At 64.8% G+C, this 13955-nt stretch carries 12 protein-coding genes and 2 pseudogenes; 8 read left to right on the plus strand and 6 right to left on the minus strand.

Annotated elements, in window-relative coordinates:
* Positions 1-83: 83 nt before the first annotated feature.
* Positions 84-1016 (minus strand): tRNA (adenosine(37)-N6)-dimethylallyltransferase MiaA, encoded by a 933-nt coding sequence (gene miaA / locus Q0139_RS06595; protein ID WP_298019285.1) that lies wholly within the window; start codon positions 1014-1016, stop codon positions 84-86.
* Here miaA and serB point away from each other — a divergent pair.
* Positions 1009-1890, plus strand: coding sequence for a phosphoserine phosphatase SerB (serB, locus tag Q0139_RS06600; RefSeq protein WP_298019288.1), 882 nt, complete (start codon positions 1009-1011; stop codon positions 1888-1890). The genes miaA and serB overlap by 8 nt on opposite strands.
* Positions 1891-1900: 10 nt before the next feature.
* On the opposite strand, the gene Q0139_RS06605 is transcribed toward serB, so the two are convergent.
* Positions 1901-2890: an SPOR domain-containing protein gene (locus Q0139_RS06605; protein ID WP_298019291.1), complete on the minus strand. Its 990-nt coding sequence runs from the start codon at positions 2888-2890 to the stop codon at positions 1901-1903.
* 192 nt (positions 2891-3082) lie between these two features.
* Here Q0139_RS06605 and Q0139_RS06610 point away from each other — a divergent pair, with 192 nt between their 5' ends.
* The 3 genes and pseudogenes from Q0139_RS06610 (at position 3083) to Q0139_RS06620 (ending at position 6094) form a co-directional block, all read left to right on the plus strand.
* The gene (locus Q0139_RS06610; protein WP_298019295.1) at positions 3083-3802 is read left to right on the plus strand and encodes a ParA family protein; all 720 of its coding nucleotides are present in this window, start codon (positions 3083-3085) and stop codon (positions 3800-3802) included.
* 616 nt (positions 3803-4418) lie between these two features.
* Positions 4419-4604: pseudogene (locus Q0139_RS15515) on the plus strand (hypothetical protein); the annotation flags it as partial.
* A gap of 17 nt (positions 4605-4621) precedes the next feature.
* Positions 4622-6094 carry a tetratricopeptide repeat protein gene (locus Q0139_RS06620; protein WP_298019301.1) on the plus strand — a complete coding sequence of 491 codons (1473 nt, stop codon included), beginning with the start codon at positions 4622-4624 and terminating at the stop codon, positions 6092-6094.
* A gap of 22 nt (positions 6095-6116) precedes the next feature.
* Here the strand turns inward: Q0139_RS06620 and Q0139_RS06625 are convergent, their stop codons facing one another.
* The 4 genes from Q0139_RS06625 to Q0139_RS06640 all read right to left on the minus strand — a co-directional run bounded on the left by Q0139_RS06625 (position 6117) and on the right by Q0139_RS06640 (position 10884).
* Positions 6117-7340 (minus strand): dihydroorotase family protein, encoded by a 1224-nt coding sequence (locus Q0139_RS06625; protein WP_298019306.1) that lies wholly within the window; start codon positions 7338-7340, stop codon positions 6117-6119.
* A 145-nt stretch (positions 7341-7485) separates the two neighbouring features.
* Complete coding sequence (locus Q0139_RS06630; protein ID WP_298019309.1) at positions 7486-8475, minus strand: aspartate carbamoyltransferase catalytic subunit; 990 nt, start codon at positions 8473-8475, stop codon at positions 7486-7488.
* 675 nt (positions 8476-9150) lie between these two features.
* Positions 9151-9615 carry a Holliday junction resolvase RuvX gene (gene ruvX, locus Q0139_RS06635; RefSeq protein WP_298019312.1) on the minus strand — a complete coding sequence of 155 codons (465 nt, stop codon included), beginning with the start codon at positions 9613-9615 and terminating at the stop codon, positions 9151-9153.
* Positions 9616-9660: 45 nt separating this feature from the next.
* Entirely contained in the window at positions 9661-10884 is a 1224-nt protein-coding gene (locus Q0139_RS06640) for a DUF3089 domain-containing protein (RefSeq protein ID WP_298019314.1), read from the minus strand.
* A 256-nt stretch (positions 10885-11140) separates the two neighbouring features.
* On the opposite strand from Q0139_RS06640, the gene gatC reads away from it, so the two are divergent.
* From gatC to gatB, 4 genes and pseudogenes are all read left to right on the plus strand, one after another.
* Positions 11141-11428, plus strand: coding sequence for an Asp-tRNA(Asn)/Glu-tRNA(Gln) amidotransferase subunit GatC (gene gatC / locus Q0139_RS06645; protein WP_298019318.1), 288 nt, complete (start codon positions 11141-11143; stop codon positions 11426-11428).
* A 124-nt stretch (positions 11429-11552) separates the two neighbouring features.
* Positions 11553-13034: an Asp-tRNA(Asn)/Glu-tRNA(Gln) amidotransferase subunit GatA gene (gatA, locus tag Q0139_RS06650; RefSeq protein WP_298019321.1), complete on the plus strand. Its 1482-nt coding sequence runs from the start codon at positions 11553-11555 to the stop codon at positions 13032-13034.
* Positions 13031-13405 carry a hypothetical protein gene (locus tag Q0139_RS06655; protein ID WP_298019324.1) on the plus strand — a complete coding sequence of 125 codons (375 nt, stop codon included), beginning with the start codon at positions 13031-13033 and terminating at the stop codon, positions 13403-13405. Before gatA ends, Q0139_RS06655 begins: the two co-directional genes overlap by 4 nt.
* Positions 13405-13955: pseudogene (gatB, locus tag Q0139_RS06660) on the plus strand (Asp-tRNA(Asn)/Glu-tRNA(Gln) amidotransferase GatCAB subunit B); the annotation flags it as partial. The gene Q0139_RS06655 and the pseudogene gatB, both read left to right, overlap by 1 nt.

The raw sequence follows: 13955 nt of genomic DNA on the forward strand, positions 1-13955 counted from the left end.
CCTATCCGAATGTTGAATGCGCGCCGCCATAGCAGCGTGGAACGGGGGCTGCTAGAGAAGCAAAAATTGTCTGTCAACCACTGTTAGCGCAAGTTTATTATCATTTCACATATTGTAGAGTCATATTCTGACTCATCGATCCTTTGCCAATCGGAGGGACTTTGGTGCCGAAACCAGGTGAACTGGCGCTTGGCGTAGCGGCGCGTCGATTGCCGGGCCGCGGCCATGGCCTCCTCCCTGTTTATGGTTCCCCGCAGAAACGCAGCGATTTCCGGGACGCCGATGGCGCGCATGACCGGCAGCGACGGGTCGAGTTCGCGCGCCAGCAGCGCTTCGACCTCCTCGATCGCACCGCTTGCGAACATCTCTGCAAAGCGCCGGTCGCACCGTTCGAAAAGCCAGTCGCGATCGGGAAGCAGGAGCAGCGGGACGAGCGTGATGGTGTCGCTGATGCCGCCGGTCTTCTCGCGCCGCCACTCGCCGATCGGTCTGCCCGTCGACCGCATGACTTCCAACGCGCGGGCAATGCGGCTGGAATCCGTCCTGTCGAGACGGTGGGCGCTGTCGGGGTCTTCGGCGCAAAGGGCTGCATAAGCCTTGTCGACCGGCAATGCGCGTACGGTCTCGCGGATGGCGGCATCGATTTCCGGAATGGGCGCGATCCCTTCCAGCAAGGTTCGCAGATACAGGCCCGTCCCCCCGGTCAGAATCGGAATGGAGCCGGCGGCTGCGCACTCGGCCAGTGCCGCCTTGGCGTCATCGGCCCAGCGCACTGCCGAACAGGGCTCGCCTCCGTCGATATAGCCGAACAGCTCGTGCGGCACTCTCGCCTCGTCGGCCTTGCTCGGCCGCGCCGTCACGACCCGAAGGTCGCGGTAAACCTGCGCGCTGTCGGCATTGATCACCGTACCGCCAATGGCTTCGGCCACAGCCATGGCAAGGCCCGACTTGCCGCTGGCCGTGGGTCCGGCGATAAGGCCGACCTTCGTTTCGGGAGACGCGTTCGCCATGTTCATCGCCACGCTCATAGCAGCTGACACGCTCTCGCAAGCCGATATTTCGCGTGCCGAGGACGCGCTGTCCGATGCCGGAGTCGTGCCGCTCGGCGAGCGCTGGATCGAGGCGCAAAAGGCGGCGGATCTGCGCTTCGAGGACGATCTCGACGCGGCTCGCGCAGCGCTGACGGGCACGTTCGACGGGATCGATGCGATCTGCCAGGTCGAGCGCGACCGGGCCAGGAAGTTGCTCGTCGCCGACATGGATTCGACGATGATCACCGTCGAATGTCTCGACGAACTGGCGGACTATGCCGGCTTCAAGGATGAGGTATCGGCGATTACCGAGCGAGCGATGCGCGGCGAACTCGACTTCGCCGAGGCGTTGCGCGAACGCGTCAGTCTTTTGAAGGACATGGAATCCGAAATTGTCACGCGATGTCATGAGGAACGCGTCGGTCTTTCGCCCGGATCGGTGGCGCTGGTCGGCACAATGAAGGCGCATGGCGCGCGCTGTCTGCTCGTGTCGGGCGGGTTTCGCCTGTTCGCCGACCGTGTCGCCGCCGATATCGGGTTCGACCGCGCCGTGGCGAATATTCTCGATATCGAGGACGGACGGCTTACGGGCACGGTCTCGGACCCGATCGTCGATGCCGATGCCAAACTCGCTGCGCTGCGCGAGGAGCGCGAGGCGATGAAACTGGCCGAGAAGGATGTGCTGGCGATCGGCGACGGTGCCAACGACCTGTCGATCATCCGGGAGGCCGGATTGGGGGTCGCCTATCGCGGCAAGCCGAAGCTGCGGGAGGCTGCCGATGCGTGTCTGGACCATGCCGATCTGTCGGCATTGCTCTATGCGCAGGGATATCCGCGCAGCGAATGGGTGCGCGGATAGGCCGGACCGATTACCGCTGCGTCGCGATACAGTCCGATCCCGCGCTGCGAGCCACCGAACACATGTTGTTCGCCTCGGAGCGCGTTGCGAATGGGCCTGCCTGAAGCCGGGTATAAGGCCCCGCCGTCACCAGATAGGGCTGCAGCGCAGCGATTTGCGACACGCGTGCTGACAGGTTGCGCCAATGATTTTCAGCGTTGCTGCGCTGGCGGAACGAGCCGAGCTGGACGCGCCAATTGCCCGAACGCGCCGCCGGAGCGGGTGTCGGAGCAGGCGCGGGCGTCTCGGCAACAACCGGAGCGGGCTGCCGGACAGGTGGCGCGGGCTGCGGTCGAGGATCGGGTTGCGGGTAGGTTTGCGGCGCAGGCTGTGGTGGCGTGGCCGCTACGGGTGCGGGTGCGGGCGCGGCCGAAGGAGGGGGCGAGGCGGCCGCGACCTGCGTTCCGGCGAAGCGCTCCGCCATCCGTTCGCCTTCCTGGCGCTGTTCGAGCGGGATGTATTCGTTCATCTGCTCGATGCTCGCCGTCGCCTGGGGAAGCCCGGCGGCCGCAGCGTTCGTCATCATCGCATAGGCGCGCGGCCAGTCTCGCGGCGCGAGGTCGCCGTTGAACAGCGCCGTGCCGTATATGTACTGCGCGCGAACCTCTCCGCGTTCGGCGGCGCTGATGATATAGGGCATGGCTTCTTCGCGATTGCCGTTCTGGAACTGGATCAGGCCGTAATTGGCCTCTGCCTGCAAATGGCCCGAGCGCGCGGCGCTGCCGAACAGATCGAGCGCGCGTTCCATGTCCTGCGGTACGCCGCGTCCGAGTTTGTAGGCCTGACCGAGGTTGAACTGGGCATCGGCGTCGCCGGCGTCGGCCAATGGCTGCCATTCGGCAATGGCGCGGGCATAATCGCCATTCTGCCATGCCGCCACACCCTCCGGTACCCCCGCATGTGCCGCAAAGGCCAGGCTCGCCGCCATGACGGCCCCCACCAGTCCCGTCCGTCCCATCATAATCACTCTCACTCCAACTGTTTCGCTGCCCCCGATAACAGCGCAATCCTATTACAAGGTTAAGGAGAGTTTAGCAAAAATACGCCCCGCATTTCCGCCGTCTCCACGAATTTATAACAGTCGGCGTTAACCAGATTTTAGGCAGCCCGATGGCAATGCCCCTCGCAAGAGCCGCGAACAAAAGGGGATATCATGCGGGTATTGGCAATGGCATCGCAGAAAGGCGGATCCGGCAAGACGACCTTGTCCGGCCATCTTGCTGTCGAGGCACAGCGGAGCGGGGCCGGCCCCGTGGTGCTGATCGATATCGATCCGCAGGGATCTCTTGCGGATTGGTGGAACGAGCGGGACGACGACATGCCCGCCTTCGCCCAGACGACCGTCGCCAGGCTAGCCGCTGACCTCGAGGTGCTGCGGCAACAGGGCTTCAAGCTCGCCGTCCTCGATACGCCGCCCGCCATCACCATGGCGATCCAGAGCGTCATCCAGGTTGCCGAGCTGATCGTCATCCCGACCCGGCCGAGCCCGCACGACCTTCGCGCCGTCGGCGCCACCGTCGATCTTTGCGAGCGGGCCGGAAAGCCGCTGATCTTCGTCGTCAACGCGGCGACCCCGAAAGCCAAGATTACCTATGAAGCCGCCGTCGCGCTGTCGCAGCATGGCACGGTGGCGCCAGTGACGCTTCACCATCGCACCGATTTCGCCGCCTCGATGATCGATGGCCGCACGGTCATGGAAATCGATCCCAACGGCAAATCCGCCCGGGAAATCCACGAATTGTGGAGTTACATCTCCGACCGGCTCGAGAAGAATTTCCGCCGCACCGTCTTCAGCAGCCCCAGATTCGCCGCACAGCCGTCCGTCCAGCGCCCCGCCGCCGCCGGTTTCGGCCGCCGCGTGCCGGGCCAGTAGGGGCGACGCCGTGGCAGAAGAAAAATTCGCATCGCTGTCTTCCGGCCTGCTCGCTCGCAAGGGCGCGGCAAAGCCTGCCATGCGGCGTCAGGGCTTCATGAATCCCAATGGCAGCACGCACGACGATCTCGGCTGGAACGACATGGGCTATGAAGCCCCGCGTCCGATCCATGGCGAAGAAGACATCGAAGCGCCGATGCCGCAAGTTCGCCAACAGATCGACCGGCTCGCTCGCGACATGGACGAAACGCCGTCCGGGAAAGACGTCTACGATCCCGCTTTTGCCGAGGATGAGGAAGACGATCGCGAAGAATATCGCGCCAATGGCAGCAATTGCGGCCTGAGCCCGGTCGACACGCCTTCCGAAGTCGAATCCGGCGAGCCGGTAGAGACCGAGGCTTTCGAAACGGAGATCGACGAAGATCATTCCATCGAAACAGCGTTCGAACCGGCGCCGATCGAGCAGCAGATGGCCGCGATGAAAAAGCCGGCTCGCCACGATCCAGAGCTTTCGGTTCAGCCCGAGCAATCGGAAACCGAAGCTGTGGCCGAGCAAGATGTCGTAGCGCAGGCCGAAGCCGATCGCGTCGTCAGAACGGTCGCGAAGTCGGTCCCGGCGCGTCAGAAGGCGGCCTTCACGCTGCGGCTCGATCGTGAACGGCACCTCAAATTGCGGCTCGCTTCGGCGCTTCACAACCGCTCCGCGCAGCAACTCGTGACCGAGGCGCTCGACAATTTCCTCGCCGATATGCCGGAACTCGACGCGCTTGCCGCCCGGGCTTCGAACGACACGACTCATTGATCGCAGGAGAGACGACGATGAATGCCAAGCTGATCAAACTCGCCGCGTCGGGCCTGCTGCTCGGCGGCACGATGACCGGGATCGCGACCGTCGCGAATTCGACGAGCGTCGCCGAAGTTTCGAACCGCGACGCCCGCGACGCGTCCCGCGCTGCCGACGAAGCCCGTGAAGCGCTGGCCGAAGGCCGTGCCGACCGTGCTGTCGACCAGGCCGAACGCGCCGTCGAGAAGATGCCGATGAGCGCCGAATACCGGCACCTGCTCGGCCGTGCCTATCTGGCCGCCGGCCGCTTCGAATCGGCGGAAACGAGCTTCCAGGATGCGCTGACGATCAATCCCGATCTCGATCGCACGGCTTTCAATCTTGCGCTGACGCTGATCGCGCAGGGCGATACCCAGTCGGCGGTCGAAGAGATCGCCGATCTGCAGGGCCGAATCGGCGAATCCGATCGCGGTCTCGCGCTGGCGCTTGCCGGCCGCCACGACCAGGCGATCGAGATCCTTCGCGATGCCGCGCGTGCCAATGGCGGCGATCCACGGGCACGCCAGAATCTCGCGCTGACCTATGCGCTTGCCGGCCGCTGGGCCGAAGCCCGGATCACGGCGGCGCAGGACATTTCGATGGGTGAACTCGACGGCCGGATGCGCGAATGGATTTCGCTGGCCGAACCGGGCAACAATGCCGGCCGGGTCGCTTATCTCCTCGGTGTCGAAGCCGATGCCCGCGATCCGGGACAGCCGACGCGTCTCGCGCTCGGCCCGATCCAGAACCAGGTCATGATGGCCGAAGCACCGGCCGATGAAGGCGAACCCGCCGTTCCGGCTCCGGTTGTTGCCTTTACCGCGCCGGTCGAACCGGCCGACGTTTCGATCACGCCGCGCGTGACCGAAGTCGAAGTACCGCCGCCGGCGCCTTTCGCCGCACCGGTTGAAACCGCCGTCGCCCCGGCACCGGCGCCCGTTCGCACGACGACCGGCCAGACGGCTGAACCGCGCGTTGCGGGCAGCTTTGCCTCGCGCACCGAAGGTGAATTCATCGTCGAGGAAGAAGCGCCGGTCCGCATGGCGAGCGTCACGCCGCCGCCCGCACCGCGTGCCGCTCCTTCGCCCGCTCCGCGCCCGGCCCCCGCGCCGCGCGTCGAGCGTGCGCCCGAAGCTTCAAGCATCCCGGCCGCGCCGCGCAACATGACCGGGCGCTTCGTCGTCCAGCTTGGCGCCTTCGCCAACCAGGCCAATGTCACCATCGCATGGGACCGCGCAGTGCGCCGCTATTCCGCTCTCGCGAGCTTCGTGCCGTCGCGCGCGACGTTCGAACAGGGCCGTGTGCTGCACCGCCTCTCGTTCGGCGGATACGAGAATCACGGTGAAGCCGCCCGCATGTGCCGCACGCTCCGTAGCAACGGCGTCGAATGCTTTGTCCGCGCCCGCGCCGGCGATGCACCGCTCCAGATGGCCGCTCGCAGCGGCGCCGGAGCAGCCGCGCTGCGGTAGAGCGAGCCACAAAATGTCTACTTCAAGGGCGGTCGATCACCAGTCGGCCGCCCTTTATTACGTGGGCGATCCGGCCTTGTACGGGCAGGCCATCGAACGGTGTGTTTCCGGCGCTGGCGGCCATCTTCTCGCTGTCGATCTTCCATGGGGCGTCGGAGTCGAACATCACGATATCGGCGGGCGAGCCCTTGTCGAGCGATCCGCCGGGAATGCCGAGGATGCGCGCCGGATTGGACGACAATAGCGCGAAAAGCCGGGACAGGGTGATCCGCCCGTCGCGGACGAGGCCGAGGCTCATCGTCAGCAGCGTTTCGGCGCCTGCCATGCCCGGCTCGGCATCGGCATAGGGGAGACGCTTGGCTTCCGTGCCCTGGGGATCGTGACCTGAGGCAATGACATCGATGGTCCCATCGGCAAGCGCGGCGAGCGCGGCATCGCGATCGTCGGCGCTTCGCAGCGGCGGGGTCAGCTTGGCGAATGTGCGGTACGGCCCGATATCGACATCGCACAGGATCAGGTGCGCCGGCGTGATGCCGCAGGTGACGGGAAGGCCGCGCGACTTGGCATCGCGGATCAGGTCGAAACCGCGCGCGGTGGTCACATTGCGGAAATGGATGCGCGCGCCCGCTTCCTCGGCCAGCATCAGGTCGCGCGCGATGGCGATGGCTTCGGCGATGGCGGGCGCTCCCGCAAGGCCCAGCCGCGTGGAGGCTTCGCCATCGGTGGCGACGGCGCTTCCCGCCAGCCCGGCGTCCTCGGCGGTCGTGATGACGGTCAGGTCGAGCGCGGCGGCGTAGCGCAGGACGCGCAGCATGACGCTGCCGTCGGCGATCCAGCTCTTGCCGGTCGCGACGGCACAGGCGCCTGCGCGCTGCATCAGGCCGATCTCGGCCAGTTCCTCGCCATCAAGCCCGGCTGTCGCGGCGGCGATGGGATGGATCCACACATCGGGCTTGCCCGACGCGGCGGCGCGCTGGATCAGAGACGGCTCGTCGAGCGGAACCGATTGGTCGGGCATCAACGCCGCGCGTGTGATCCCGCCCGCGACGAAGGCGGGGAGGTCGACCGCGAACACGCCGAGATCGACGATACCGGGCGCGACGTGTAGCCCGGTGGCATCGAGCGGCTCGGCGAATTCGGGTTCCGAGGCGGCGATTAGGCCGTCATCGACATGGACCACGCCGTCGCGCTCTTCATCCGCGACCGGATCGATCAGCGTGCCGCCGGTGATGGTGAGGCCGGTCATGAAATCCTCCCCGGCACGGGGAGGGGGACCGCACGAAGTGCGGTGGAGGGGGCTCTCCACGCGCGTTGCGCCACGAGGATAGCCCCCTCCGTCAGCCCTCCGGGCTGCCACCTCCCCGTGCCGGGGAGGAACTTGGCACGACCCGTCATACCCACCCCTCCACGCCGCGCCCCTTGCGCGTCAGCACGTCGAGGCAGGCCATGCGCACCGCGACGCCCATCTCGACCTGTTCGGTGATCGCCGACCGGTCGAGGTCGTCGGCGATGTCGCTGGCGATCTCGATGCCGCGGTTCATCGGCCCCGGGTGCATGACGAGCGCGTCGGGCGCGGCCTTTTCCAGCCGCTCGCGCGTCAGGCCGTAGAGCGCGAAATATTCGCGCGCCGAGGGGACAAGGCCGCTCTTCATCCGCTCGGTCTGCAGCCGCAGCATCATGACGACGTCGCAGCCGTCCAGCCCCGCATCGAAATCGGTGAAGGCGGTCACGCCCAGCCGCTCGACCGCGGGCGGCATCAGCGTCGGCGGTGCGACGACGCGGACCTCGGCGCCGAGCGCGGTCAGCGCCAGGATGTTTGACCGCGCGACGCGGCTGTGCAGGATATCGCCGCAGATCGCGACGCGCTGCTTCGCGATCGCGCCCTTGCGGCGGCGGATCGTCAGCGCGTCGAGCAGCGCCTGTGTCGGATGTTCGTGCCAGCCATCGCCCGCGTTCAGCACCGGGCAGTCGACCTTGTCGGCGATCAGCTGCACCGCGCCCGAGCTGCCATGCCGCATCACGATGATGTCGGGGCGCATGGCGTTGAGCGTGATCGCCGTATCGAGCAGCGTTTCGCCCTTCTTCACGCTTGATTGCGCGGCGTGCATGTTGACGACGTCTGCGCCCAGCCGCTTGCCCGCAATCTCGAAGCTCAAGAGCGTGCGCGTGGAATTTTCGAAAAAGGCGTTGATTTGGGTGAGGCCGGCGAGCCGGTCGTCATGCTTCGTCGCCGCGCGGTTGAGCGCCACCCATTGCTCGGCCTCGTCGAGGAGAAAGGCGATTTCCCAGGGCTGCAACCCGTCGATCCCGGTGAGGTGCCCGTGCGGAAACGGATGCGCGCCCTCGGGGGTCGCGGCGGGATGAGAGGCGGCGCTGGACATTAAAGGGGTGCTTTAGTGCGAATGGGGGAGGGGGGCAATATGGTGGCGAGTGGAATTGCTAATCCTCGCCTCTTTGCGCTACATATCAGCTATGAGACATCATATCATACTATTGGCTTTAGTGCTGGTCGCTTGCTCCAGGCCAGCGATTGATGCTTCTGAGAGCCTTGTGGGTGCTGACGAACTTCCCGGTACTCATGAGTTGTCCCGGGAGAGAATCCTGATTCATCAATGGGCCGGCAATATAGGCGCGCTCGGACCTTACAAAGACGATATGCTCATGTACGAGTTGAGGCCTGATAACGCACTTCGAGTTCAGCACACATATTGGGAACCGGAAACCATTGCGGAGCGGGTGCGTGGAGAAGAGATCATCGAGATATCTTCTGGAACCGCTAACCGCTTACGGCGAGAGCTATGGCGTGTTCGACCCGAGATATTGGAGGGTGTAGAATATCATACACGACCGACCGGGTGCCCCATGATCTATGATGCCGGGATAGAGTATAGCGTGGCCTTCGTTAGCCCGAGGGGGGAAATAGGAATGTTCGTTTTGCCGTACCATTGTGCCGATGGTGCTTCCGCCATTTCACGGGCTTTGATCCGGCAAGTTATTTCGGAATTGCCGGCGTCGGAGGTTGCAACCGGTTTCGCGCTTATCGATGGGGATTGAGACTAGCCCGCCACCAACCCATCAATCGCCCCCTGCAGGATATACTCCGCCGCCGCCGCGTCGACCTTGGCGGCGCGTTTCTTGCGGGAGATGTCCATGCCGATCATGTCGCGTTCGACGGCCATGGGCGACCAGCGTTCGTCCCAGAACAGGAGGCGGAGGGCGGGGGCAGCATCGAGATTACGCGCGAAGGCGCGGACGGACTGGGTTTGCGGGCTCTCGCTGCCGTCGAGGTTGAGCGGCAGGCCGACGACGAGGCCGGCGACCTGCTGGGCGTCGAAGATCGCCTTGAGCGCTTCCAGGTCCTTCGAGAATTTGCGCCGCTGCACCGTTACGGCGGCGCTGGCGAAGGTCCATCCGGCATCGCACAGCGCCACGCCGATCGTCTTTGTGCCGACATCGAGCCCGGCAAGGCGCCCGCCGGAGGGGAGGGCGGCGCGGAAATCGGCGGGGGAGGCGGCGATCATCGGCCAGTTCCTCCCCGGAACGGGGAGGACCTAGGCGCGCTACCCTCAACCTCTCGCCTCGAAATAGGCCCGCGTTCGCCGGTCCACATCGGCGCGCAGGTTCGCCCAGAACAGCATGTAATCGAACACATGATAGTTGTTGCCGGGCAGGACATAGCTGTCATAGCCGACCGGCGGATCGCCGATCATCAGGATGCCGCGATCGCCGCAGTTCGCCGGAATTCGCTCGCGTTCCAGCGTCGCGCCGTCGGTTTCCTCGTTCGGAATCAGCGATCCGCTATTGGCCGATGCGGGCGCCTCTCCGCCGCGCCGTCCGGTCAGCGGGTTGATGCACAGCATGTCGGTGCCGCGCCGGGGATCCTGGGTCAGGCCGGTGCTGTCCTCGTAGAGATTTTCCACCTGCCGCGGATCGGCGGGGTCGGCGAAGGAGATGTAGCTGAAGATGCACCCGGCATCGTCGGCCTTCACGCAGCCGGGGAGGGGAAGGGCGGGGAGGTCCGCCTCGACCGAAATCGGCCAGCCGATCAGATAGGCCGCGACGATCCGGTCGGCGATCGGCGTCCCGTTGATCCGCTCGAACAGCAGCGTCTGCAGATGCAGCGACCCCTGGCTGTGACCGGCGATGATGAAGGGTTGATCCGGCCCGATCTGTTCGAGGAAATAGTCGAACGCCGCTTCGACATCGCGATAGGCGAAGCGGATCGCCATCCGCGCCTCCTCGCTCGTCGTCAGGAAGGCGCCCAGCACGGCTTGCCGGTAGAGGGGCGCCCAGACCTCGCCCACATCGTTGAACACGCTGGCCTGGCTGGCGGCGAACAATTCCTGCCGCTCGCGCACGCTTGCATCGCGCATTTCGGCGTTCCACCGGTCGCGCGCGACATAGGTGGTGGGCAGGACGTAGAAGACGGGGACGCGCGGCAGATCGACCCGGTCCTCGGCCATCTCCTCTTGCGGATTTTCGACGTTTGCAGGCGTTTCGGTGCCGGCTTCGTCATCCTCGGCCGTCGTCTCGGCATCGGTGAGGCTCGTTTCCTCGCCATAGCCTTCGGGCAACCAGTCGCTTGCCGCGTCGTCCTTGTCGGGCCGCACCAGCCACATATTCGCCGCCGCATAGGCCGATTCCTCGACCGGATCGAGAATCTCGACCGGCTCGGACGGCACGAAGGCCATGCGCAGCAGCTCGTCCTGAAATACGTTCCACGCGATTGCTGCGGCAACGGCGAGGAAGACGAGAAACGCAATGATGTAGAGAAAGATGCGGGCGGCCATCCGGATACTCGGTTATGGACGATGGAAATGTGGCCGCGACATAAGCGAACGCGCGGCAAAGTCCAGCACAGGCGGGCAGCGTAGGCCAATCGCTCCCATACCGTCATTGCGAGCGAAGCGAAGCAATCCAGAGCGGCAAGCGCCGACTCATGCGGCTCTGGATTGCCGCGTCGCCTTCGGCTCCTCGCAATGACGATGGCGGCGGGTCGAATGACCGCGCTTGAAGCGGGGCGGGGGCGGTGCTAGCCGCGCGGCCATGTCCGTCGATACCGAAACCGTGATGAAGATCGCCAACCTCGCGCGCATCGCGATGAGCGAGGAAGAGGCCGAGGCGCTGAAGCCCGATCTCAATGCCATACTCGACTGGGTCGAGCAGCTCGAGGAGGTCGATACCGACGGCGTCGAGCCGCTGGCGATGGTGATCGAGAACAGGACGCGGATGCGCGAGGATATCGTCACCGACGGCAACAAGCGCGACGATATTCTGGCGAATGCGCCCAATGCCGAACACGGCTTCTTCGCCGTGCCGAAGGTGATCGAATAGTGGTTGTGACAGCAATGAATTCGGATCGTCACCCTGAACTTGTTTCAGGGTCCATATGCCGACCATCCACCAAAGAAGTGCGACGTCGGAGCATATGGATGCTGAAGCATAATGGGGTGGGCCGATGACCGATCTCACCGATCTCGGCGTTGCCGGGCTGCGCGACGGCTTCCGTGCCGGCGACTTCACCGCGCGCGAAGTGGCCGAGGCGTTCAACGGCGCCGTCGAAGCCGCTAGCCAGCTCAACGCCTTCATCGTCACGACGCCCGAAAAGGCGATCGAAGCGGCCGACGCGGCGGACAAGGATCGCGATGCCGGCACGCTCAAGCCGCTGTCGGGCGTGCCGCTCGGCATCAAGGATTTGTTCTGCACCAAGGGCGTCCAGTCCGCCGCGGCGAGCCATATCCTCGAAGGCTTCACGCCGCCCTATGAATCGACGGTCACGACCAAGCTGTTCGATGCGGGCGCCGGGATGCTGGGCAAGCTCAACATGGACCAGTTCGCCATGGGATCGTCGAATGAGACGAGCTTTTTCGGCGATGTCGTCTCGCCCTGGCGGCGCAACGATGGCGGCAATGCGCCACTGACGCCGGGCGGATCGTCGGGCGGCAGCTCGTCTTCGGTCGCCGCGCATCTCTGCCCGGCCGCCACCGGCACCGACACCGGCGGCTCGATCCGCCAACCCGCCGCCTTTACCGGTATCGTCGGCATGAAGCCGACCTATGGCCGCTGCTCGCGCCTCGGCATCATCGCCTTTGCCAGCTCGCTCGACCAGGCCGGCCCGATGACGCGCGACGTGCGCGATGCGGCGATCATGCTCAACGTCATGGCGGGCTACGACCCCGGCGACGCGACCTCGCTCGACGTCGCCGTGCCCGATTGGGAGGCGGCGCTGTCGTCGGATCTCAAGGGCAAAAAAGTTGGGATTCCAAAGGAATATCGCGTCGAGAACATGCCCGGCGAAATCGATGCGCTGTGGCACAAGGGCGCGGACATGTTGCGCGATGCGGGCGCCGAGATCGTCGATATCTCGCTGCCGCACACCAAATATGCGCTGCCCGCCTATTACATCATCGCGCCGGCGGAAGCCTCGGCCAACCTGTCGCGCTATGACGGCGTCCGCTACGGCCTGCGCGAGCTGCCCGAGGGCGCGAACCTGCAGGACATGTACGCCGCGACGCGGACGGCAGGCTTCGGCGACGAGGTAAAGCGCCGGATCATGATCGGCACATACGTGCTGAGCGCGGGCTATTACGACGCCTATTTCACCAAGGCGCAGAAGGTCCGCTCGCTGATCGTGCAGGATTTCGAAAAGGCGTGGGAGGAATGCGACCTCCTCCTCACCCCGACCGCCCCGAGCGCCGCCTTCGCGCTTGGCGATCTCAGCGACGATCCGATCGCGATGTACCTGAACGACGTCTTCACCGTGCCGAGCTCGCTTGCCGGGTTGCCAGCGATTTCGGTGCCGGGTGGGCTGGACGAGAAGGGCCTGCCGCTGGGGCTCCAGATCATCGGCAAGCCGCTCGACGAGCAGGGCGTGATGGATGCGGGACTGGCGATCGAGGAGCGCGCCGGGTTCGTGGCGGGGGCGGAGAAGTGGTGGTGAACGAAGAGAGTGAATCTGACGAAGATTTCGCCGAGTTGCGTTCATTCGTTTCGGGTAGTCTGAAGGCTATCATGGACGGCATTTCGGATGTGCAGCCAGAAGCGCAAATGAGTTCCCCGTTTGGGACCGGAACACATGCTTATAATGCGCCAAAGAAGGTCGCTTTTGATATAGCCGTTTCTGCAGAGCGCACCTCGGCAAAGAAAGGTGGATTTTCACTGAGAGTCTTGTCGGTCGGGGCGGCAGGAGAGGCAGAAGGGAGCAAAGCTGATTCGACAGTAACGCGCATACAATTTTCGGTCAGAACCGAATTCCAGCGTAAAAACGCAGGTAAACCATTGCCGAAACAAAATAAGGATTGGATGGCCTGATGGGCACATATCGCATCCAAGGCGCCACGGGCGAATGGGAGGTCGTGATTGGCCTCGAGGTCCATGCACAGGTGACGTCGAAGGCCAAGCTGTTTTCGGGGGCCTCGACAGAATTTGGGGCCGAGCCCAATTGCAACGTGTCGCTCGTCGATGCAGCGATGCCGGGGATGCTGCCGGTGGTGAACGGCGAGTGCATCCGCCAGGCGGTGCGGACGGGGCTCGCGCTCAATGCGCAGATCAACCGCTGGTCGCGCTTCGACAGGAAGAATTATTTCTACGCCGACCTGCCGCAGGGCTACCAGATTTCGCAGCTCTACCACCCGATCGTCGGCGAAGGCGTGATCGAGGTGCCGCTCGACGAGAAGGACCCCGATGGCGAGGTGAAAACGATCGGTATCGAGCGCATCCATGTCGAGCAGGACGCGGGCAAGCTGATGCACGACCAGCATCCGACGATGAGCTATGTCGACCTGAACCGCTCGGGCGTCGCGCTGATGGAGATCGTCTCGCGGCCCGATATGCGCTCGCCGCTTGAAGCCGGTGCCTATGT

This window comes from uncultured Parasphingopyxis sp. (genome assembly GCF_937129435.1).
Classification (GTDB): domain Bacteria; phylum Pseudomonadota; class Alphaproteobacteria; order Sphingomonadales; family Sphingomonadaceae; genus Parasphingopyxis.